Source organism: Streptomyces sp. M41 (assembly GCF_043673425.1).
Taxonomy (GTDB): domain Bacteria; phylum Actinomycetota; class Actinomycetes; order Streptomycetales; family Streptomycetaceae; genus Streptomyces.
In genome coordinates this window covers 62,855-84,597 of record NZ_JBIMKE010000029.1, presented here as the reverse complement: position 1 = coordinate 84,597, position 21,743 = coordinate 62,855, and the positions used below count along the sequence as shown (strand labels likewise).

The following is a 21,743-nucleotide window of genomic DNA, read 5'->3' as shown; positions in this document are numbered from 1 at the left end:
ATCTACGATGGATCCAGTGGCTCGTGTGGTGAGCGGCCCGCCCTGCGGACCGGTGCGTGGGTGACCGTCTCCGGCCGAGGTGTGTTTCGGCTGTGTCCCTGGTCACAAGGGCTGTGTCGCACGTTTCCACGGAAAAACAGGGAGGTTCCTGATGACCTCCGTTCAGACGAATCTACAAGATGCCCGGCCTGGCCAGCCAACTCCTTCATGGTTTCCGTGACTGACCCCGGTGGAGTACGGCGCTGTGTACTGACGTCAATCCGCGTTAACAGCACATGAACGAGCCGGGCCCGCCGCACCTGATCTGGCTCAAACCGTACGACCCACGAGACGAAGAAGAAGAGAGCCGGTCATGGACTTCCTTCGCCCTGCCAGCTGGGAGGAGGCGCTCGCCGCCAAGGCTGAGCACCCCACCGCTGTGCCGATTGCGGGTGGCACCGATGTGATGGTCGAGATCAACTTCGACCACCGCCGGCCCGAGTACCTCCTCGACCTGAACCGCATCGGCGACCTCTACGAGTGGGAGGTCGGCGAGGACAGCGTGCGGCTCGGGGCCTCCGTCCCGTACACCCGCATCATGGAGCACCTGCGCGCCGAGCTGCCGGGCCTGGCCCTCGCCTCGCACACGGTCGCCTCCCCGCAGATCCGCAACCGCGGCGGCGTCGGCGGCAACCTCGGCACCGCCTCCCCGGCCGGGGACGCCCACCCCGCCCTGCTGGCGGCGGGCGCCGAGGTCGAGGTCGAGTCGGTGCGCGGCAGCCGCCGTATCCCGATCGACGAGTTCTACACCGGCGTGAAGCGCAACGCGCTCGCCGCCGACGAACTCATCCGGGCCGTGCACATCAAGAAGGCCGACGGGCCGCAGCAGTACTCCAAGGTCGGCACCCGCAACGCCATGGTCATCGCGGTGTGCGCCTTCGGGCTGGCGCTGCACCCCGAGACCCGGACCGTCCGGACCGGCATCGGCTCGGCGGCGCCCACCCCCGTGCGGGCCAAGGCCGCCGAGGAATTCCTGAACGCCGCGCTCGAAGAGGGCGGCTTCTGGGACAACGGCAAGATCATCACCCCGTCGGTCGCCAAGCAGTTCGCCGAGCTGTGCTCGGGCGCCTGCAACCCGATCGACGACGTCCGGGGCACGGCGAGCTACCGCCGCCACGCGGTCGGCATCATGGCCCGCCGCACGCTGACCTGGACCTGGGAGTCGTACCGCGGCGAGGGCCGCCTCACGGAGGGAGCCGCGTAATGCGTGTCAACTTCACTGTCAACGGACGTCCGCAGGAAGCCGACGACGTGTGGGAGGGCGAGTCCCTGCTGTACGTGCTCCGCGAGCGCATGGGCCTGCCGGGCTCGAAGAACGCCTGCGAGCAGGGCGAGTGCGGTTCCTGCACGGTCCGCCTCGACGGCGTACCGGTGTGCTCCTGCCTGGTCGCGGCCGGCCAGGTCGAGGGCCGCGAGGTCGTCACCGTCGAGGGGCTCGCGGACTTCGCCAAGCAGCGCGCCGAGCACGGCGGTTGCGCGAGTGGTGCTTGCGGTACGTCCCTCCAGGACGCCCAGGGCTGGTCTGCCAAGGGGCAGGATTCCCAGACCGGCGAGGGCACCGAACTCTCCCCGATCCAGCAGGCGTTCATCGACGCCGGCGCCGTCCAGTGCGGATTCTGCACGCCGGGTCTGCTGGTCGCCGCCGACGAGATGCTCGAGCGCAACCCCAACCCGACCGACGCGGACATCCGCGAGGCCCTGTCGGGCAACCTGTGCCGCTGCACCGGTTACGAGAAGATCATGGACGCGGTCCGCCTGGCGGCCGCCCGGCAGGGAGAGGCGGTCTGAGCATGGCTTCCCCCAGCGGAACCCCTACGAAGATCACCCAGGGATCGCAGACCAAGGGCGGCATCGGAGAGTCCACGCTCCGCCCGGACGGCACCCTCAAGGTCACCGGCGAGTTCGCGTACTCGTCCGACATGTGGCACGAGGACATGCTCTGGGGCCAGATCCTGCGTTCCACCGTCGCGCACGCCGAGATCGTGTCCATCGACACGAGCGAGGCCCTCGCGATGGCCGGCGTGTACGCCGTCATGACGTACGACGACCTGCCGACCGACGTGAAGAACTACGGCCTGGAGATCCAGGACACCCCGGTCCTCGCGCACGGCAAGGTACGTCACCACGGTGAGCCGGTCGCGATCGTCGCCGCCGACCACCCGGAGACCGCCCGCCGCGCGGCAGCCAAGATCAAGGTCGACTACCGCGAACTGCCGGTCGTCACCGACGAGGCCTCCGCGACCGCACCGGACGCGATCCTCGTCCATGAGGGCCGCGACGACCACCACTCCGGTCACGTCCCGCACCCGAACATCGTGCACCGCCAGCCGATCCTGCGCGGCAACGCCGAGGAAGCGGCCAAGAGGGCCGACTTCGTCGTCAAGGGCGAGTACACCTTCGGCATGCAGGACCAGGCCTTCCTCGGCCCCGAGTCGGGCCTCGCGGTGCCGGACGAGGACGGCGGCGTCCACCTGTACATCGCCACCCAGTGGCTGCACAGCGACCTGAAGCAGATCGCCCCGGTCCTCGGCCTGCCCGAGAGCAAGGTCCGGATGACGCTGTCCGGCGTCGGCGGCGCCTTCGGTGGCCGCGAGGACCTGTCGATGCAGATCCACGCCTGCCTGCTGGCGATGCGCACCGGCAAGCCGGTCAAGATCGTCTACAACCGGTTCGAGTCCTTCTTCGGGCACGTCCACCGCCACCCGGCCAAGCTCTACTACGAGCACGGCGCCACCAAGGACGGCAAGCTCACCCACGTGAAGTGCCGCATCGTGCTGGACGGCGGCGCGTACGCCTCCGCCTCCCCGGCGGTCGTCGGCAACGCCTCCTCGCTGTCGATCGGCCCGTACGTGGTCGACGACGTCGACATCGAGGCGATCGCCCTCTACACCAACAACCCGCCCTGCGGCGCGATGCGCGGCTTCGGCGCCGTCCAGGCGTGCTTCGCCTACGAGGCGCAGATGGACAAGCTCGCCGACGAGGTGGGCATGGACCGGGTGGCGTTCCGTCAGCTCAACGCGATGGAGCAGGGCACGATCATGCCGACCGGGCAGCCGGTCGACTCCCCGGCGCCGGTCGCCGAACTCCTGCGCCGCGTCAAGGCGATGCCCCTGCCGCCGGAGCGCCAGTGGGAGTCCAGCGAGGGCGCGGACGTACGGCAGCTGCCCGGTGGTCTGTCCAACACCACCCACGGCGAAGGCGTCGTACGCGGGGTCGGCTACGCGGTCGGCATCAAGAACGTCGGCTTCTCCGAGGGCTTCGACGACTACTCCACCGCCAAGGTGCGCATGGAGGTCGTCGGCGGCGAGCCCGTCGCCACCGTGCACACGGCCATGGCGGAGGTCGGCCAGGGCGGTGTCACCGTCCACGCGCAGATCGCCCGCACCGAACTCGGCGTCACCCAGGTGACCATCCACCCGGCCGACACCCAGGTGGGCAGCGCCGGCTCGACCTCCGCCTCGCGGCAGACGTACGTCACCGGCGGCGCGGTCAAGAACTCCTGCGAGCTGGTCCGCGAGAAGGTCCTGGAGATCGGGCGCCGCAAGTTCGGCTCCTACCACCCGGCCTGGGCCACCGCCGAACTCCTGCTGGAGGGCGGCAAGGTCGTCACCGACGGCGGCGAGGTCCTCGCCGACCTCGTCGACGTCCTGGAGGGCGAGAGCGTCGAGGTGGAGGCCGAGTGGCGGCACCGTCCGACCGAGGCCTTCGACCTGCGCACCGGCCAGGGCTTCGGCCACGTCCAGTACTCCTTCGCCGCGCACCGCGCCGTCGTCGAGGTCGACACCGAGCTCGGCCTGGTGAAGGTCATCGAACTGGCCTGCGCCCAGGACGTCGGCAAGGCGCTCAACCCGCTGTCCGTCATCGGCCAGATCCAGGGCGGCACCACCCAGGGTCTCGGTGTGGCGGTCATGGAGGAGATCATCGTCGACCCGAAGACGGCGAAGGTCAGGAACCCCTCCTTCACCGACTACCTGATCCCCACGATCCTCGACACGCCGACCATCCCCGTCGACGTGCTCGAACTCGCCGACGACCACGCCCCGTACGGGCTGCGGGGCATCGGCGAGGCACCCACCCTGTCGTCCACCCCGGCCGTCCTCGCGGCGATCCGGAACGCGACCGGGCTGGAGCTCAACCGCACGCCGGTACGGCCGGAACACCTCACCGGTACGGCGTGAGCAACAACCCGTAAATCTCTCCGGGCGGCGCTGGGAACGTCACACACTCCGCCGCGCCGCCCGGAGTACTCGGCCCGCCGCACCGCTCGCGGCGCCGGCCGAGCTGCAAGTACCTGTGCTAAAGATCCCTTTCGTTCGCCTCGGGCCGTCCCCCGGGTCGTGCGGCCGAAGCACCTTCCCAAATCCCGTGGCCCGGCAGAGCGCCGGGGCGGGTGCCCCTTTGAACCTTGGGAGTAGGCCCACATGACCCAGCAGTCACTGGAGCCGACGACCACAGCCGACGACGCGGGAGAAGGCACCCGCGTCCCCGCCGGCAGGTCGTGGCTCGACCGGTACTTCCACATATCCCACAGAGGATCCACGGTCGCGCGTGAGGTGCGCGGCGGCATCACCACCTTCATGGCGATGGCGTACATCCTCCTGCTCAACCCCCTGATCCTGTCCGGCAAGGACGCGGCGGGAGACACCCTCGCCCAGAAGGCCCTGATCACCGCGACCGCGTTCGCCGCGGCCCTCACCACCCTGCTGATGGGCTTCTTCGGCAAGGTGCCGCTGGCCCTCGCCGCGGGCCTGTCCGTCTCCGGCGTGCTCGCCTCGCAGGTCGCCCCGCAGATGACCTGGCCGCAGGCCATGGGCATGTGTGTGATGTACGGCGTCGTCATCATGCTGCTGGTCGTCACCGGCCTGCGCGAGATGATCATGAACGCGATCCCGCTCGCGCTCAAGCACGCGATCACCATGGGCATCGGCCTGTTCGTCGCCCTGATCGGCTTCTACAAGGCCGGCTTCGTGCACCAGGGCGAGGCCACCCCGGTCACCCTCGGCCCGGCCGGTGAACTCGCCGGCTGGCCCGTCCTCCTCTTCGCGGTCACCCTGCTCGCGATCTTCATGCTCCAGGCGCGCGGCATCCCCGGCGCGATCCTGATCGGCATCCTCGGCGGCACCGTGCTCGCCGTCATCCTCAACGCACTCGACGTCATCGACCCCAAGCAGTGGGCGGGCGGCGCCGCTCCCGAACTGCACGGCAGCGCCGTGTCCATGCCGGACTTCTCGGTCTTCGGCAACGTCGAGTTCGGCGGCTGGGGCGAGGTCGGCGCGATGACCGTCGGCATGATCGTGTTCACCCTGGTGCTCGCCGGGTTCTTCGACGCCATGGCGACGATCATCGGCGTCGGCACGGAGGCCAAGCTGGCCGACGACAAGGGCCGGATGCCGGGACTGTCGAAGGCGCTGTTCATCGACGGCGCCGGCGGCGCGATCGGCGGTGTGTCCGGCGCCTCCGGCCAGACGGTGTTCGTCGAATCGGCGACCGGCGTGGGCGAGGGTGCGCGTACCGGGCTCTCCTCGGTCGTCACCGGCCTGTTCTTCGCGGCCTGCCTGTTCTTCACCCCGCTCACGGCGATCGTGCCGGGCGAGGTCGCGGCTGCCGCGCTGGTCGTGATCGGCGCCATGATGATGATGAACGCCCGGCACGTGGACTGGTCGGACCGGGCCACCGCGATCCCGGTGTTCCTCACCGTCGTGATCATGCCCTTCACGTACTCCATCACGGCCGGCGTCGCGGCCGGTGTCATCTCGTACGTCGCGATCAAGGTCGCACAGGGCAAGGCGCGGGAGATCGGGGCGTTCATGTGGGCCCTGACAGGCATCTTCGTGGTCTATTTCGCCCTCAACCCCATTGAGAGCTGGATGGGCGTGCACTAGCCGGTGCGCTCCCGGCCCTCCACACAACCGTAGTCAAGGAGACCGACAGATGCTGGACATCGCCGAAGATCTGCACCGGTGGGTCGAGCAGGGACGTGACTTCGCCGTGGCCACCGTGGTGGCGGTCGGCGGCAGCGCACCCCGCCAGCCCGGTGCCGCGCTCGCGGTGGACGCCGACGGCACGGCGATCGGCTCGGTGTCCGGCGGTTGTGTGGAGGGCGCGGTGTACGAGCTGTGCCAACAGGCGCTCCAGGACGGCGAGACGGTCCTGGAACGCTTCGGCTACAGCGACGAGGACGCCTTCGCGGTCGGCCTGACCTGCGGGGGCATCATCGACATCCTGGTCACACCGGTCCGGGCGGCCGACCCGGCCCGTCCGGTGCTCGCCTCCGCGCTGCGGGCGGCTGCGGGCCAGGAGGCGGCAGCGGTGGCGCGGATCGTACGGGGCCCCGCCGAGCTGACCGGCCGGGCCCTGCTGGTCCGCCCGGACGGCTCCCGCGAGGGCGGCTTCGGCGGCCACCCCGAACTGGACCGCACGGTCGCGGCGGAGGCCGGTGCGTTCCTGGACGCCGGACGCACCGGCACCGTGGAGATCGGCGAGCAGGGCTCGCGCTGCGGCGCCCCGCTCACGGTTCTCGTCGAGTCCTCGGTGCCGCCGCCCCGGATGATCGTCTTCGGCGCGATCGACTTCGCCTCGGCACTGGTGCGGATCGGCAAGTTCCTCAACTACCACGTGACGGTGTGCGACGCCCGCCCCGTCTTCGCGACCAAGGCCCGCTTCCCGGAGGCGGACGAGATCGTCGTGGAGTGGCCGCACAAGTACCTGGCGGGCACGGAGGTCGACGGCCGGACCGTCCTGTGCGTCCTCACCCACGACGCCAAGTTCGACGTACCCCTGCTCCAGCTCGCCCTGCGCCTGCCGGTGGCGTACGTCGGCGCGATGGGCTCCCGCCGCACCCACCTCGAACGCAACGAGCGGCTCCGCGAAGTCGGCGTGAGCGACCTCGAACTGGCCCGGCTGCGCTCCCCGATCGGCCTGGACCTCGGCGCCCGCACACCGGAGGAGACGGCGCTGTCGATCGCCTCCGAGATCGTCGCCAACCGGCGCGGCGGCAGCGGAGTCTCCCTGACCGGCGCCCACACCCCGATCCACCACGACCCGACGACACCCGGACCGTCGCGACGAATCGGCTCGGTGGCCTGACCACCGAAGAAGCCATCACACCGGCCGAGCCGCCGACACCCACCATGCTGGGGGCCTCGCCGTCCCGAACCGCCCGCACCTTCGGCTGCTCCGGCCACGGGAACGCGCAGTCGGGCGCGCCGCCCCCGCTGATCCGCACCTGGCAGGACAACTCGCGCACGATTCCGGCGTTTTCCTCGCCACCAGGTGCGGCTCCCGTCCCCTCGGTGCGGCGCGGTGCCCGACGTTCGACCAGCGCGGCCCGTCGTCGTCCCAGGCGTGGAGCCGGTGGTTCCGAGGTTCCCTCGGACGGCATCCTCGTTCACCCTTGTCCTGCCGCTGCCCGCCGCCCCCGACGACCAGCGGTGACACGCCAGTTCAGGACCGCAGCAGGAGGCAGCGCAGTCCGGCCCGCTCGAGGTCGTACCACTCGCCCCGCGCCCAGCCGTCCGTCACCAGCGCCACGTCCTCGGACGTCAGCCCGATGCCGCGCCGCTCCTCGGGCAGGCGGTGTGCCAGCGGTGTCGTCACCATCCACACCCCACCGGGCGCGAGCAGATCGCGGACCCGGTCCGTCGCCGCCTGCTTGTCGGACATGAAGGCGAGGACCAGCCGCATCGTCACGATGTCGAAGGAGCCCCGTGGCAGCGTCGCGGCGACCGCGTCGGTGTCCTCGAAGTCCAACAGGGCCGTGCGCAGGCGTGGTTCCAGGTCGGCGTAGCGGTCTCGGGTCGCCGCCACCGCCGCGTCCGCCCAGTCGACGGCGAGCGTGTCGCACCCGAGAGCCGCGAGTGCCGCCGCGTAGGTGCCCAGCCCACAGCCGACGTCCAGGGCGCGGGCGCCGGGACGCGGCCGTATCGCCTCCGCGAGCCGGCGCAGTTCCGGCGCGTCGGCCCCGATGAAGCCGTGCCCCTGCGCGAAGCGGTGGTCCCAGCCCGCCCGTTCGGCTGCCCTCATGCGCGCCTCAGCAGCCGGTTCACCGCGCGTCCGAACATGTGGCGGCCCGCGCGCTCCAGCAGGCCGTCGGCCGCTCTCGGCAGGCCCCGCACCTCCAGTTCCTCCCGCCACCGCACGCGTGAGCGCCCGCCCGGACCCGGCAGGACCTCGATCTCGGCCCAGCCCGTCACGAACCGGCCGCGCTTCTCCAGACGGCACAGGCCGGGGGTGTCCGCAGCGGGCGGGCGCCACACCGTGACCTCCATCGGGTCGTCGAAGGAGAGCGGGCCGATACCGGAGCGGGCGATGAAACGGGTGCCCTCATGGGTGGGTTCGGGGGTGATGACCCGGACGCGGGTCAACGGGACGGCGTCGGCGTGGCGGTGCCACAGGGTCAGTCGGCGCCACGCCTCGTCGAGGGGGAGCGCAACCGTGCGTTCGAGCTGGAAGTTCGCCACAGGGCGATCTTACGGAGCCCGGTGCGGGTCACCGGTGGAGAAGCATGGTGAAGCACTCAGCACGAGTCTCGTCACGGCGTCACAGCTCCCTCGGGTGCGGGGTGTTGCCGTTCGGCAGGGGCTGTTCCGTCCAGATCAGTTTGCCGCCCGGCATGTACCGGGTGCCCCAGCGTTCGGCGAACTGGGCCACCAGGAACAGGCCCCGGCCGCCCTCGTCCGTGGTGGCCGCGCTGCGCAGGTGCGGGGCGGTGCTGCTGCCGTCGGAGACCTCGCAGATCAGGGCGCGGTCGCGGATCAGCCGGACCCGGATGGGGCCGGTGGCGTGACGCATGGCGTTGGTGACCAGCTCGCTCAGAATCAGCTCGGTCGTGAACGCCTCCTCCACCAGCCCCCACTCGTCCAGCGTCCGTGCCGCCGCCGCCCGCACCCGGGCCACCGCCGAGGGGTCGGCCGGCACGTCCCACGCCGCGGTGCGGTCGGCGGGCAGCATGCGGGTCCGGGCCACGACGAGGGCGACATCGTCCCGTGGCCGCTCCGGCAGCAGGGCCTCCAGAACCGCCTTGCACGTCTCCTCCGGCATCCGGCCCCCCGTCGGCGGCGTCGCGGCCAGCGCCCCGCGCAGCAGCTCGAGACCCTCGTCGATGTCCCGTCCCTCGCCCTCGACCAGTCCGTCGGTGTACAGGACCAGCCCGCTGCCCTCGGGCAGCCGCAGCTCGGTCGACTCGAAGGGCAGCCCGGAAGCCAGCCCCAGCGGCGGCCCGCCGGGGACGGCCGGGAACTCGACCGCGCCGTCGGGAGTCACCACCGCCGGTTCGAGGTGACCGGCGCGCGAGACGGTGCACACCCCGCCGCCGGGGTCGTACACGGCGTACAGACAGGTCGCCCCGATGACCGGCGGACCCTCGCCGTCGCCCTCGTCCTGGTCGATACGGGCGACCAACTCGTCCAGATGGCCGAGGAGTTCGTCGGGCGGCAGATCCAGCGTGGAGAAGTTGTGCACCGCCGTACGCAGCCGCCCCATCGTCGCCGCCGCGTGCAGCCCGTGCCCCACGACGTCCCCGACGACCAGCGCCACCCGCGCCCCCGGCAGCGCGATCACGTCGAACCAGTCCCCGCCGACCCCGCCCTGCGCGGCGTGCGCGGGCAGATAGCGGTAGGCGACATCGAGGGCGCTCTGCCCCGGCAGCGCCCGCGGCAGCAGACTGCGCTGGAGCGTGACCGACAGGGTGTGCTCACGGGTGTAGCGGCGCGCGTTGTCGATGCTGACGGCGGCGCGGGCCACCAGCTCCTCGGCGAGCGAGACGTCGTCCTGCTCGAACGGCTCGGGCCGGTCGGCCCGCCAGAACGTGGCCATGCCCATGATGACGCCACGGGCGCGCAACGGGACCGTGAGCATCGAGTGGATCCCGAACCCAACGATCTTGTGAGCCTTGTCCGGGTCCTGCTCCTGCCAGCCGGTGAACGCGGGCATGTCCGCCTCCAGCACGGACTCGCCGGTGCCGAAGCCGAACGCCTGCGGGCTGGTCGGGGAGAAGTGGATGAGCTCACCCACCGGATAGAGCGGACTGCCCTCCCGTACGCCCTGGAAGGCGACCCGGCGCATATCGGTGCGGCCCACCTTCGGCTCCTCGCCCCGCAGCACCGGATCGGCCAGATCGACGGAGACGAAGTCGGCGAACCGCGGCACCGCGAAGTCGGCCAGCTCCTGCGAGGTGCGCGTGACATCGAGGACGGTACCGATCTCCAGGCCCGCGTCGTACAGCAGCTTCAGCCGCTCCTGCGCCACGTCCGCCCGGCCGGTCATCGTCCGCAGCTCGGTGGTGTCCCGCAGCGTCGCCACGCTGCCGGGCGGCCCGCCGGCCCGGTCGGTCGACCGCTGGCTCACCGCCAGCAGCCGCCCCTGCGCCACATGCACCTCGTCGGTGGCGTCCCGCCCCGACTCAAACAGTCGTGCGAGGTCGGGTCCGATGTCCAGGTCGGCGCAGAGCCGCCCCTCCGCGTCCGGCGCCAGCCCCAGCAGCCGGCGCGCCTCGTCGTTCGCGAGCGCCAGCCGGCGCCGGCCGTCCAGGATCAGCACACCTTCCCGTACGGAGTGCAGGACGGCGTCGTGATGCTCGTACATCCGGGTCATCTCGGCGGGCCCCAGCCCATGCGTCTGACGCAGCAGCCTCCGGCTGACCAGCGCGGTGCCCCCGGTGGCCACGACCAGCGCGATCGCCGCCGTGCCGATCAGCACCGGCAGATGGTCACCGACGAAGCCGCTCACGCTGGCCATGGTCACCCCTGCGGCCACCAGTCCGACGATCCGGTCGTCGCCGTCGGTCACGGGCACCACCGCCCGCACGGACGGCCCCAGCGTTCCGGTGTACGTCTCGCGCACGACCCCGCCCGCCGCCGCCGGTCCGATGGTGCCGACGAAGCGCTTGCCGATCTGCTCCGGATCGGGGTGGGTGTACCGGATCCCCTCCGTGGACATCACCACGACGAAGTCCACGTCGGTCGCCTTGCGGGTCGCCTCGGCACGCGGCTGGAGCACCACCGTCGGATCCGAGTCGGCCAGGGCTTCGACGACACCGGGTGCCTTCGCGAAGGCCTGGGCCACGGCGAGGGAGCGGTTGCGGGCCTCCCGCTCGGTGTCGGTGCGGATCTGCAGCACCAGGGCCACCACCGCGGCGACGACGAGGAGCGCGACGATCGCCGCCTGCATCACGAAGACCTGCCGGGCGACGGTACGCGCGCTCAACAGGGAGCGCAGGCGGCCGAGGATTCCGGCCATGCCTCATTTCTAACACCGTTCGGCGGCGGTTCGCCCGTCTACGAGCGCGAGCACGTTTCGACGCGGTCGGCGCCGACACCGGCCTGTGCGCCGGAGCCGGCCGCCCCGTCCGTGGCGGGCGGGTGCGTGGCCGGTGCCTCGGCCGCGGTCGGCATATGGAGCATGAGGAGCGCCGCGTCGTCGTGCAGCCGGCCGCCCACATGGGCCAGCAGTTCGTCGTGGAGCGCGGTGACGGTACGGGTCGGCTCGTCGCAGGCGTGCCGGGCCAGGCCCTCGGCGAGCGGGTAGAACTCACGGGCCTCGTTGCGAGCCTCGGTGACGCCGTCGGTGTACAGCAGCAACTTGTCGCCGTCGGCGAAGGGCAGCACCTGGAGCTCGGGGGTCTCGCCCGACAGGGCGCGCAGTCCGAGGGGCGGCGTCGGACGGTCCGCGTCGACCGGGACCACGACGCCGTCGCGCACCAGCAGCGGCGGCGCGTGACCGCAGTTGACCACCTCCAGCTGCCCCGGCCGGGGGTAGCCGGCGACCACGGCCGTGACGAAGTCGTCGCTGTCCAGGTTGCGCGCCAGGCTCCGCTCGATCCTGGCGACCACGGTGAGCAGATCGGGCTCCTCGTGGGCGGCCTCCCGGAAGACACCGACCACCAGCGCGGCCGTCCCCACGGCCGGCAGCCCCTTGCCGCGCACATCGCCGACGAGCATCCGGACCCCGTACGGCGTGGACACGAGCGCGTAGAGGTCGCCGCCTATCCGGGCCTCCGCCGCGGCGGCGCTGTAGCGCACCGCCACCCGGAACGGTCCCACCGTCGCCGGTACCGGCTGGAGCAGGGCGTGCTGGGCGGCCTCGGCGACGGAGCGGACGGCCGCCAGCACCCGTTCGCGCCGCTCGCGCAGCGCACTGGCCAGGCAGCCCGCCAGCATGACGGCCACCAGAGCGGCCAGTACGACCGCCAGCTCGCTGTGCGGTGCGCCGTCCCGGATGCCGAGGACCGCGCCGACGGCGGCGGCCAGCAGCCCGACACACAGCACTCCGCGCGGACCGTTGGTGGTCGCCGCGAGAGCGGGCCCGGTGGCCAGCAGCGGCAGCCAGGTCATCCCGGAGCCGCCGATGAGATCGACGAGCACGACCGCGGAGACGATCAGTATCGGAAGAAGGGGCAGTATGGGCAGCGCGGTGACCCATCGGCTGGGCCAGTGGTCACGACCATGGTCTGGGGCCTGACTCATGTCTCGTCCGCAGTCCTCACCTGTGTGCAGGGGCGTAGAACCCGTGGAATGTCCGTTTCATCCAGGAAACTGGTTCGCCCCCGGGTGCGACAAGCAGCGGAATTTCAGATAGTGAACGACAGCCCCCGGGTGACCCGGCCGGCGGTGGGAATCAGCCGCGACCGGATCTCGTCCAGACGCGAGAGCCGGTCGGCCCGCAGCGAGACGCCCAGCGACCCGATCGTGGTCCCGCTGTACACGGGCACCGCGACACACACCGTGCCGAGCGCGTACTCCTCCATGTCCGTGACGGCCGGGGCCAGTGGCGAGGCGTCCAGGCGCCGGAGCAGCTCCGGGGTGTCGGTGATCGTCCTGGGCGTCAGGTCGGCGAGCGAGTGCCGCGACAGATAGTCCTTGCGCGCCTCGTCGTCCAGCTCCCGCAGCACCGACTTGCCGAGCGCCGTGGCATGCCCGGCGTCCTCGAACCCGACCCAGAGATCGACCCGGGGCGTGCGCGGGCCGTCGACGATCTCGGCGACTCGGATCTCGCCGTCCTCGTAGAAGGTGAGGTAGGCGGGCGTCGACAGCTCGTCCCGCAACGCGGCCAGCGTGGGCCTGATCCGGCTCAGCAGTGCCTGTGTCCGGCCCGCCGTGTGCAGCGTCTGAAGCCGGTCGCCCAGGATGAAACCGCCGTCGTCGAGCTTGCGCACATACCCGTCGTGGACCAGCGTCCGCAGCAGGTGGTACGCCGTGGCCAGCGGCAGATCCGCTTCCCGCGCCAGCTGCTTCGCCGGGGCACCGTTCTCGTGCGCGCTCACCGCCTCCAGCAGACGGAAGGCCCGCTGTACGGAACCGATCAGCGTCGGGCCGTCACTGGCACCCATACGAACAGGGTGCGTCGGGCGCCCGGCGCGGGCAAGCAGGCGTGAGAAACCGGGCGCGGGCGACCATGCGCTCGGGCAACAGGAGCTCGGGCAGTCAGACGCGGGCACCTACAGGACCCGCGCGACGAGCAGGGCGACGTCGTCGTGGTCGTCGGGATGGCGTAGCCCGTACAGGAGAAGGTCACAGGTCTCCTCCAGGGGGCGGCCCGGTTCGTCGAGGAAACCGAGCAGCACGTTCAGGCGGTCGTCGATCGGGTGGTGGCGGGTCTCCACGAGGCCGTCGGTGTAGAGCACCAGCAGATCCCCGGGCCCCAGCTCGACGGAGGTGGCCTCGAACGGGATGCCGCCGACGCCGAGCGGGGCCGCGGTGGGCAGGCCGAGCAGCTCGGGCGGCCGGCCGGGACGGGCCAGCGCGGGCGGCATGTGCCCGGCGTTGGCGATGTGGCACAGCCTCGTGCGCGGGTCGTACACCGCGTACAGGCAGGTGACGATGTAGTGCTCCAGATCGCAGGTGATCTTGTCCAGGTGCTGGAGCACGGCGGCGGGCTCCAGGTCGAGGTCGGCGTAGGCACAGGTCGCGGTCCGCAGCCGGCCCATGGTCGCGGCGGCGTCGATCCCGTTGCCCATCACATCGCCGACGACCAGGGCGGTCTTGTCGTCGTCCAGCGGAATCACGTCGTACCAGTCGCCGCCCACCTCACTGGTGGCCTGGGCGGGCTGATAGCGGGAGGCGAGCTCCAGGCCGGTGTGGTGCGGCGGGTGGTCGGGCAGCAGGCTGCGCTGAAGAGTCAGGGCGGTGTTGCGCACGCTCTGGAACCAGCGGGCGTTGTCGATGGCCACGGCGGCCCGGCTGGCCAGCTCACTGGCGAGCACGACGTCGTCCTCGTCGAACGGCACCGGATTGCGGGTGCGCTTGAGATCGAGGGCGCCCAGCACCTCCCCGTGCGCGATCAACGGCACCGCGAGATACGAGTGCACCCCGGCCCGGGCCAGCAGCGACGTGGCCTCGGCGTCCCGGGCGATACGCGGCAGATCGTGCTCCTCCACATGGCGCACCAGGACCGGCCGCGCCGTGTGCACGCACAACGTGACCAGCCGGTCCCCCTCGTAGGCCGCCAGGTCGCCGGGCGGGTCCGCGGCACGCAGGGCCACGCTGGGATACGCCGCCTTGAGGGCAAGGGCACGGAAGAGTTCGGGGCCCTCGTCCGGCTTGCTCATCCGGCGGCAGGCCAGCGCGGAGTCCAGGATGTCCACGGCTACGACGTCCGCCAGCTCCGGCGCGGCGACCTCGGCCAGCTCATGAGCGGTGCGCTCCACCTCCAGCGTGGTGCCGACCCGGGTGGAGGCGTCGGCGATCAGCGCGAGCCGCCGCCGGGCCCGGTCGGCCTCGGCGGACGCGCGATGCCGCTCGGTGACGTCCACGAACGAGATCGCCGCGCCCAGGACCCGGCCGCCGGGGTCCTCCAGCCGGTAGAAGGACAGCGACCAGGCGTGCTCGTTCTCCGGATCGGCCGGCGGACGTCCCACGTGGTACTGGTCGAGCAGCGGGGTGCCGGTGGTGAGCACCTGACGCAGACAGGACTCGATGGTGTCGATGTCGGGCAGCGGCAGAGTCTCCCGCAGCCGACGGCCGATGTGCTCCTCGGCCGGCGTCGCGTCGATCCGCTCCAGCGCCGGATTGACCAGCAGATAACGCAGATCGGGGTCGAGGAGGGCGAGGCCGATCGGGGACTGGCTGATCAGCCGCTCGCACAGGGCCAGATCGGTCTCGACGCGCTGGAGCAGCGAGTGGTCGGCCGCGATGCCGAGCGCGTAGACGTCCCCGAGGTCGTCCAGGAGCCGCATGTTGCGGAACTCCGTCAACCGCATGCTGCCGTCCTTGTGCCGCACCGGGAAGGCGCCCGCCCAGCTGCGGCCGGTCTCCAGCACCTCCGCGAACAGCTTCGCCACGGCGGGCATGTGCTGGGGGTGGATGAACAGCCGCGTGGCGAGCGTCCCGAGCGCCTCCTGCGAGGTGTAGCCGAACAATTCCTCGGCCTGCGGCGTCCAGAACACGATGCGGCCGTCGGCGTCGACGACCACCGCGGCCACGCTCAGCATGTCCAGCAGACCGGTCGGCCGTGGCGGCTCCGCGCCGTAGCCGCCGTCGCCGGCCTCGAAGGATTCTGTTCCGGCTGCCATCCCAGCTCCTCGGCCACCGGCCGGCAGGCCCGCCCCTCGGCCACAGCCGCCACCCGGCTGTGACGACCGGTACCTCCATGCTCCCTCCGCCCCTCGACCTTGCCCAGTCCGAGGGCCCCGGAGGGCCTCCGGGGGAACAGGGCCGTGGGCCTCCGGCGGGAACAGGCCGTCGGTCCCGGCCCCCGCGCGCCTCGGCCCCCGGCCCCGGCTCCCGCGCGGAGGCGCGAAGCGGGCCCCGGCCCGTGCACATCGGGCGGACAAGCAGGAACATGGTCGTGTAGAGGTGGGACCCAGGAACGCTCCGTGAGGACCCATGGATGCTCCGCGAGAAGGACCGGACGCGCCCACGTCCGCAGGACCGCGCGCTGTCTTCGACGCGTCCACCGAGGCCGCGGCCCTCATCGACGCGCGCGGCGTCGTGACCGGCTGGACCCGGGCAGCCGAGGACCTCCTGGGCCTTACGTCGTCACAGGTCGTCGGCGGCCCGGCCGCCCGGCTCCTGGCGATACCCGGCGATCCCGTGCGCGCGGCCGGTGTCGCCGAGCGCTGCCGGGGCGGCATGGGATGGAGCGGGCTCGTGGCCCTTCGCCACCGCGACGGGCACAGCGTCGAGGTGGACCTGCGCGTCTCCGCGTCCTTCGCCGTCGGTGCCGACGAATGCTTCCTGGTCTCGGCACGCGAAGAGCGCCAGCAGTGGCCGGCGGGGCAGTTCTTTCTCGAAGGCTTTCTGACCCGCTCCCCGGTCGGTATGGCGGTGCTGGACACCCAACTGCGCTACGTCTGGCTGAACGACACCCTGGAACGCTTCGGCGGTGTGCCCCGCGAACAGCGACTCGGCCGCCGGCTCAGCGAAGTGCTGCCCGGCCTGCAGGTGGACACCATCGAGGGCCTGATGAGCAAGGTCATCGAAACCGGCGTCCCGGTCACGGACTACGAGTACGTGGGATGGAGCTGGGCCGACCCGCACCGCGAACACGCCTACTCCACCTCCTTCTTCCCGTTCGTGGACGCCGACAACTCGATCACCGGGCTCGGCTACATGGTGCTCGACGTCACCGAGCGTTGGAACGCCCGCCAGCTGCTGGCCCTCGTCAACGAGGCCGGCACCCGCATCGGCACCACGCTGGACGTGCTGCGCACGGCACAGGAACTGGCCGACTTCGCCGTGCCGCGCTTCGCGGACTTCGTCGTCGTGGACCTGCTGGAGCCCGTACTCAGCACCGAGGGACACGGAGCATGGCTCCCCGACGCCGGACCGGCACCCGCCAGGCCGATCATGCGCCGGGCCGGCATGAGCTCCGTACGCGAGGGCTGCCCGGAGGCCGTGGCACGGATCGGGGACCCGGTGGACTTCGTGCCCCCGCCGCACGACGCCCATCTGATCGTCGACGGCGACCCGATCCTCATCCCCGTCCTCGATCCCTCCGACGAACTGTGGGTCACCGAACAGCCCGCGCGAGCGGCCAGCATGCGCGAATTCGGCCTGCACTCCCTCATCTCCGTGCCCATGCGCGCCCGCAACACCGCGCTCGGCCTCACCACCTTCATCCGCTCCCTCAACGCCGCCTCCTTCCAGCCCGACGACGTCCTCGTCGCCCAGGAACTCGTGGCCCGGGCGGCGCTGTGCGTCGACAACGCCCGCCGCTACACCCGGGAACACACGGCCGCGGTCACCCTCCAACGCAGCCTGCTGCCCCAGGCCCTGATGGGCGGTACCGCCCTGGAGGTGGCCTCCTCCTATCTGCCCGCGGACCCCACCGGCGGAGTAGGCGGCGACTGGTTCGACGTGATCCCCCTGTCCGGCGCCCGGGTGGGACTGGTCGTCGGCGACGTCGTCGGCCACGGCATCACCGCCGCCGCGACCATGGGCCGACTGCGCACCGCCGTGCAGACCCTCGCCGACATGGAGCTGCCGCCCGACGAACTCCTCGCCCACCTCGACGACCTGGTACTCCGGCTCAGCGAGGAGCAACCCGACGGCGACGCGGCCCACAGCTCCACCGCCTTCCTCGGCGCGACCTGCCTGTACGCCGTCTACGACCCGGTCACCCGGCGCTGCACCATGGCCCGCGCCGGGCACCCGCCCCCGGTCGTCGTCGCCCCCGACGGCGAGGTCACCTACCCACAGCCCCCGGCCGGACCCCCGCTCGGGCTGGGCGGCATGGCCTTCGAGGCCGCCGAGATCGAACTCGCCGAGAACAGCCTGCTCGGCCTCTACACCGACGGCCTCGTCGCCGCCGCCGACCGCGACATGGAGCGCGGGATGGCCCGGCTCGCCGACCTGCTGTCCCGGCGCGGCCTCGACCTCGCCACCCTCTGCTCGTCCGCGGTGCGCCAACTCGTCCCCGTGCCGCAGCCCGACGACATCGCCCTGCTCCTGACCCGCACCCACGCCCTGGGCGCCGAGCACGTCGTCTCGTGGGACGTACCCGTGGATCCCGCCGCAGTCGCCGATGTGCGCGCCCTGGCCACCCGCCAGGTCGAGGCATGGGGCTTCGGCGAACTGGCCATGACGACCGAGCTGATCGTGAGCGAGCTCGTCACCAACGCGATCCGCTACGCCGAACCCCCCATCCGCGTACGGCTCCTGCGGGACTCCCGGCTGACCTGCGAAGTCGCCGACGCCAGCAGCACCGCGCCCCGGCTGCGCCACGCCCGCAGCATGGACGAGGGCGGCCGGGGCCTGTTCCTGGTGGCCCAGCTCGCCCACCGCTGGGGCGCCCGCTACACCGCCGGCGGAAAGATCATCTGGGCGTCGCAGGAGATGCCCTGACCCTCCGCGTCCACGTGTGCGGGGGCGTGCGCCCCAGGACCGCCCGAGCGCGAGCGCCCCGCACAGCACCGAGCCGGGCCCGGTCTCCCGGGCCCGGCTCGGCGGCCGAGTCGGTTCAGCTACAGCCGGCCTCGGTCAGCCGTGGTCCTTCTCCGAGTGGTGCTCGGCCTTCTTGTCGTGCCCCTTATTGTCGTGCCCCTTCTTGTCGTGCCCCTTGTGGTCGGGCTTCTTGGGGTGGTCGGGCTTCTTGGGGTGGTCGGGCTTCTTGGGGTGGTCGGGCTTTGCGGGGTGGTCGGGCTTCTTGGGGTGGTCGGGCTTTGCGGGGAGGTCCGGCTTCTTGGGGAGGTCCGGCTTCGCGGGGATCGCGGGCTTGGCGGGAAGCTCCGGCTTCTTGGGAAGTTCAGGCTTTGCGGGCAGTGCCGGCTTGGCCGGGAGGTCGGGCTTCTTGGGGAGGTCCGGCTTCGCGGGGATTGCGGGCTTGGCGGGAAGCTCCGGCTTCTTCGGCAGGTCTGGCTTGGCCGGGAGTGCGGGCTTGGCGGGAAGTTCCGGCTTCTTGGGGAGCTCCGGCTTTGCGGGGAGTGCCGGCTTGGCCGGCAGTTCAGGCTTTGCGGGCAGTGCTGGCTTGGCCGGGAGGTCGGGCTTCTTGGGGAGGTCCGGCTTCGCGGGGATCGCGGGCTTGGCCGGGAGGTCCGGCTTCTTCGGGAGGTCTGGCTTGGCCGGGAGTGCGGGCTTGGCGGGGAGCTCCGGTTTGGCGGGGAGTTGCGGCTTCGCGGGGAGCTCTGGCTTTGCGGGCAGTGCCGGCTTGGCCGGGAGGTCGGGCTTCTTGGGAAGTTCCGGCTTGGCCGGGAGTGCGGGCTTGGCGGGGAGCTCCGGTTTGGCGGGGAGTTGCGGCTTCGCGGGGAGCTCTGGCTTTGCGGGCAGTGCCGGCTTGGCCGGGAGGTCGGGCTTCTTGGGAAGTTCCGGCTTGGCCGGGAGCGCGGGCTTTGCGGGAAGTTCCGGCTTCTTGGGGAGGTCCGGCTTGGCCGGGAGCTCCGGCTTCGCAGGCAGGGCAGGCTTCGCGGGGAGCTCCGGCTTCGCCGGAAGTGCCGGCTTGACCGGGTGTACCGGCTTGGTCGGGAGCTCGGGCTTGACCGGGTGCTCCGGCTTCGCAGGGAGTTCCGGCTTGGCGGGCAGTTCCGGCTTGACCGGGTGTACCGGCTTCGCCGGATGCGCGGGCTTCTCCGGATGCACCGGCTTGGCCGGGAGTTCGGGCTTGGCAGGCGTGACCGGGTGCGCGGGGTGGTCCGGCTTGGCGGGCTTGACCGGGTGGACCGGGTGGTCCGGCTTGACCGGGTACGCGGGCTTGATCGCGTGTGCCGGGTGAGCGGGCTTGATCGCGTGTGCCGGGTGGGCGGGCTTCGCCGGGTACGGCGGGTGCGGGGTGGTGTGGTCGTCCCCGGCGGAGGCAGTGCTCGCGCCCCCCAGCGCGGCTGCGGCGAGCGCGGCGGCCATGGCCGCCGGCACCAGAACAGATCGCCATTTCGGCGATGATGTCATCTTCTCCACTCTCCTCGACTTGGGTCAGGGCCTCGTGACAACTGGTCAGCACCAAGAGCCGGACAGTGGAATGAATAGGAAATCGGCTGATATGAATAACGCGGCGACGCTCAACAGTCACCGGATGGTGTAGTACTCGGAGCCCCCGTTGACCCGCCCGGCGGCGACGCCGCGGACACCCGGACGGCCTCGCCGCGAGGACGCCCGCGCTACTCGACGGTCCCCGTCCGGGACGTTCGCAGGACGTCGAGGGCCATGAGCGCCACATGCAATTCGGAGCGCTGCTCACCGGAGGCGAGATCGCAGTCGAGGAGACGCTCGACGGTGCGCAGGCGTTGGTACAGGGTTTCCCGGGCGAGGCCGCCCCGGCGGGCCGCGGTCGTCTTGTTGCCGGCCGCGTCGAGGTGGTGCCGCAGGGTCGTCAGCAGGTCGGTGCCGTGCCGGGCGTCGTGGTCGATCAGTCGGCCCAACTGCCGTTCCGTGTACTCCTGCACCCGGGTGTCCTCGCGCAAGGCGTGCAGCAGACCGCGCAGTCCGATGTCGCGAGGCTCGTGGAAGGAGCGGTCCGCGGGGAGGTCCCGGCCGGGCGGCGTGGCCTCGGCGACGCGGGCCGCCGCACGGAAGGAGCGGGGCGTGTCGGAGAGGTCCATGACCTCCGGGCCCACGCTCACGACGGAGTGCGGGGCGAGCGAGAGGACCGCACGGGCCAGGCGTTCGGCGATCGGGCGCCAGGGCCGGGTCGGGCGAAGCGCCAGCAGGATGCCGAGGCGGCCGGGGGCCAGGTCGCCGACGAGGGCGGGGGCGCCCGCCGCATCGAGTTCGCGGACCAGCCGGGTCTCGGGCTCGGCGTCCTGGTCCGCCCCGTGCAGGTCCACGAGGATCGCGACGAAGCCGGCGTCCTGGGTGGGCAGGCCCAGCGCGGCGCAGCGGGCGCGGGCGTCCGCGGGGGAGTGGTGGCGCTGTTCGACCAGGTCGCGCAGGGCGTTGCGGTGGGCGGTGCGTTCCCAGGGGGCCGGATGGATGAGACGGGCGACGGTCAGGGCCATCGCCGTTCGCTCCAGGACGGTGCTGTGCTCCGGCCCGAAGCCGCCTTCGTACGGGTGAGCCGGGAGCATGACCACGCGGCCCCAGCGTTCGCCCTGGTACTCGACGGGTGCGGTCAGCCAGCCGGCCGGGCCGCGCACGCCGGTGCGGTCGCCGGCGGGGGTGGCCCGCGAGCGGTGTTCCCAGTCGCTGAGCACCTCCTGCACGGTGGTGCCGGACGGCTCGCAGATCAGCGCCCGGTGCACCAGGTTCTCCAGGACGACCGTGCGGGCACTCATCGTCGCCGCCGCCCGCATGACGTCCTGCGGCCCGGCCCCGCGCAGGGTCAGTGCGGTGAACGCCTCGTGGACGCGCTGGGTGCGGCGTATCGCCTCCGCCTGGTTGCCGAGGATGAGGGCGTGGACGACCTGGGTGACCTCAAGGAAGTTGACGTCCTCGACGAGGGTGATGAGCGGCAGGCCGCGGGCCCGGCAGGCACGGACCAGGGCGTCGGGCGGCCGGTGGTAGCGCCGTACGAGTTCCAGGACCAGGGCCGCGGCCTCGACACGGGCGAGTTCGTCGACGTACCGGCGCACCCCCGCCGCGTCGTCGGGCAGCGGCATGCCGGTGGTCAGGACGAGTTCACCGCCCTTCAGGAAGGAGGCGGGGTCGGTCAGTTCGGTGATGTGGACCCAGCGGACCGGGCGGTCGAGCTGGGCGACGCCCGTGACGACCTGTGGCTGTCCGGCGGCCAGGACGGGCAGCGCCAGGACGTCGGTGACGGTGAGGGCGCGGCCGGGAGTGGTGCCGTCCCGGTCCTCCGGCTGTTTCTCGGTCACGGTGTCTCCAGGGGGAGTGCCCGGTCAC

Annotated in this window: 14 protein-coding genes; 6 read left to right on the top strand and 8 right to left on the bottom strand. The window is 71.8% G+C overall.

The genetic code is table 11. The features are described from left to right. The first annotated feature begins 352 nt into the window (after positions 1-352). From ACHBTE_RS28695 to ACHBTE_RS28675, 5 genes are all read left to right on the top strand, one after another. A complete protein-coding gene (locus ACHBTE_RS28695; protein WP_394727260.1) occupies positions 353-1,243 on the top strand; it encodes an FAD binding domain-containing protein in 891 nt (296 codons plus the stop codon). Next, on the top strand, positions 1,243-1,827 hold the full coding sequence (locus ACHBTE_RS28690) for a (2Fe-2S)-binding protein (protein WP_394727258.1): 585 nt from the start codon (positions 1,243-1,245) through the stop codon (positions 1,825-1,827). The genes ACHBTE_RS28695 and ACHBTE_RS28690 overlap by 1 nt, the downstream gene beginning before the upstream one ends. Before the next feature lie 2 nt (positions 1,828-1,829). Beyond that, complete coding sequence (locus ACHBTE_RS28685) at positions 1,830-4,217, top strand: xanthine dehydrogenase family protein molybdopterin-binding subunit (protein WP_394727256.1); 2,388 nt, start codon at positions 1,830-1,832, stop codon at positions 4,215-4,217. A 243-nt stretch (positions 4,218-4,460) separates the two neighbouring features. Then, the gene (locus ACHBTE_RS28680; protein WP_394727254.1) at positions 4,461-5,921 is read left to right on the top strand and encodes an NCS2 family permease; all 1,461 of its coding nucleotides are present in this window, start codon (positions 4,461-4,463) and stop codon (positions 5,919-5,921) included. 49 nt (positions 5,922-5,970) lie between these two features. Further along, positions 5,971-7,125 (top strand): XdhC family protein, encoded by a 1,155-nt coding sequence (locus ACHBTE_RS28675; protein WP_394727252.1) that lies wholly within the window; start codon positions 5,971-5,973, stop codon positions 7,123-7,125. A gap of 357 nt (positions 7,126-7,482) precedes the next feature. Here the strand turns inward: ACHBTE_RS28675 and ACHBTE_RS28670 are convergent, their stop codons facing one another. From ACHBTE_RS28670 to ACHBTE_RS28645, 6 genes are all read right to left on the bottom strand, one after another. Next, positions 7,483-8,061 carry a class I SAM-dependent methyltransferase gene (locus tag ACHBTE_RS28670; protein ID WP_394727250.1) on the bottom strand — a complete coding sequence of 193 codons (579 nt, stop codon included), beginning with the start codon at positions 8,059-8,061 and terminating at the stop codon, positions 7,483-7,485. After that, positions 8,058-8,498 (bottom strand): SRPBCC family protein, encoded by a 441-nt coding sequence (locus ACHBTE_RS28665; RefSeq protein ID WP_394727248.1) that lies wholly within the window; start codon positions 8,496-8,498, stop codon positions 8,058-8,060. Before ACHBTE_RS28665 ends, ACHBTE_RS28670 begins: the two co-directional genes overlap by 4 nt. Positions 8,499-8,577: 79 nt before the next feature. Next, positions 8,578-11,274, bottom strand: coding sequence for a SpoIIE family protein phosphatase (locus tag ACHBTE_RS28660; protein WP_394727246.1), 2,697 nt, complete (start codon positions 11,272-11,274; stop codon positions 8,578-8,580). Between the two features lie 38 nt (positions 11,275-11,312). Next, positions 11,313-12,500, bottom strand: coding sequence for a PP2C family protein-serine/threonine phosphatase (locus ACHBTE_RS28655; RefSeq protein WP_394727244.1), 1,188 nt, complete (start codon positions 12,498-12,500; stop codon positions 11,313-11,315). Between the two features lie 104 nt (positions 12,501-12,604). Continuing rightward, entirely contained in the window at positions 12,605-13,363 is a 759-nt protein-coding gene (locus ACHBTE_RS28650) for an IclR family transcriptional regulator (RefSeq protein WP_394727242.1), read from the bottom strand. Positions 13,364-13,471: 108 nt separating this feature from the next. Then, positions 13,472-15,544, bottom strand: coding sequence for a SpoIIE family protein phosphatase (locus tag ACHBTE_RS28645; protein WP_394727240.1), 2,073 nt, complete (start codon positions 15,542-15,544; stop codon positions 13,472-13,474). 313 nt (positions 15,545-15,857) lie between these two features. Between ACHBTE_RS28645 and ACHBTE_RS28640 the strand changes: the two genes are divergently transcribed. Beyond that, positions 15,858-18,317, top strand: coding sequence for a SpoIIE family protein phosphatase (locus tag ACHBTE_RS28640; protein WP_394727238.1), 2,460 nt, complete (start codon positions 15,858-15,860; stop codon positions 18,315-18,317). A 135-nt stretch (positions 18,318-18,452) separates the two neighbouring features. Here the strand turns inward: ACHBTE_RS28640 and ACHBTE_RS28635 are convergent, their stop codons facing one another. Next, positions 18,453-19,853, bottom strand: coding sequence for a hypothetical protein (locus ACHBTE_RS28635; protein ID WP_394727236.1), 1,401 nt, complete (start codon positions 19,851-19,853; stop codon positions 18,453-18,455). Positions 19,854-20,062: 209 nt separating this feature from the next. Next, on the bottom strand, positions 20,063-21,715 hold the full coding sequence (locus ACHBTE_RS28630) for a PucR family transcriptional regulator (protein ID WP_394727234.1): 1,653 nt from the start codon (positions 21,713-21,715) through the stop codon (positions 20,063-20,065). Positions 21,716-21,743: the final 28 nt, after the last annotated feature.

Excerpts from the sequence above, each read along its gene's own strand:
- ACHBTE_RS28695 (WP_394727260.1), top strand. The coding sequence starts at position 353 with ATGGACTTCCTTCGCCCTGCCAGCTGGGAGGAGGCGCTCGCCGCCAAG.
- ACHBTE_RS28690 (WP_394727258.1), top strand. The coding sequence starts at position 1,243 with ATGCGTGTCAACTTCACTGTCAACGGACGTCCGCAGGAAGCCGACGAC.
- ACHBTE_RS28685 (WP_394727256.1), top strand. The coding sequence starts at position 1,830 with ATGGCTTCCCCCAGCGGAACCCCTACGAAGATCACCCAGGGATCGCAG.
- ACHBTE_RS28680 (WP_394727254.1), top strand. The coding sequence starts at position 4,461 with ATGACCCAGCAGTCACTGGAGCCGACGACCACAGCCGACGACGCGGGA.
- ACHBTE_RS28675 (WP_394727252.1), top strand. The coding sequence starts at position 5,971 with ATGCTGGACATCGCCGAAGATCTGCACCGGTGGGTCGAGCAGGGACGT.
- ACHBTE_RS28670 (WP_394727250.1), bottom strand. The coding sequence starts at position 8,061 with ATGAGGGCAGCCGAACGGGCGGGCTGGGACCACCGCTTCGCGCAGGGG.
- ACHBTE_RS28660 (WP_394727246.1), bottom strand. The coding sequence starts at position 11,274 with ATGGCCGGAATCCTCGGCCGCCTGCGCTCCCTGTTGAGCGCGCGTACC.
- ACHBTE_RS28655 (WP_394727244.1), bottom strand. The coding sequence starts at position 12,500 with ATGAGTCAGGCCCCAGACCATGGTCGTGACCACTGGCCCAGCCGATGG.
- ACHBTE_RS28650 (WP_394727242.1), bottom strand. The coding sequence starts at position 13,363 with ATGGGTGCCAGTGACGGCCCGACGCTGATCGGTTCCGTACAGCGGGCC.
- ACHBTE_RS28645 (WP_394727240.1), bottom strand. The coding sequence starts at position 15,544 with ATGGCAGCCGGAACAGAATCCTTCGAGGCCGGCGACGGCGGCTACGGC.
- ACHBTE_RS28640 (WP_394727238.1), top strand. The coding sequence starts at position 15,858 with ATGGATGCTCCGCGAGAAGGACCGGACGCGCCCACGTCCGCAGGACCG.
- ACHBTE_RS28635 (WP_394727236.1), bottom strand. The coding sequence starts at position 19,853 with ATGACATCATCGCCGAAATGGCGATCTGTTCTGGTGCCGGCGGCCATG.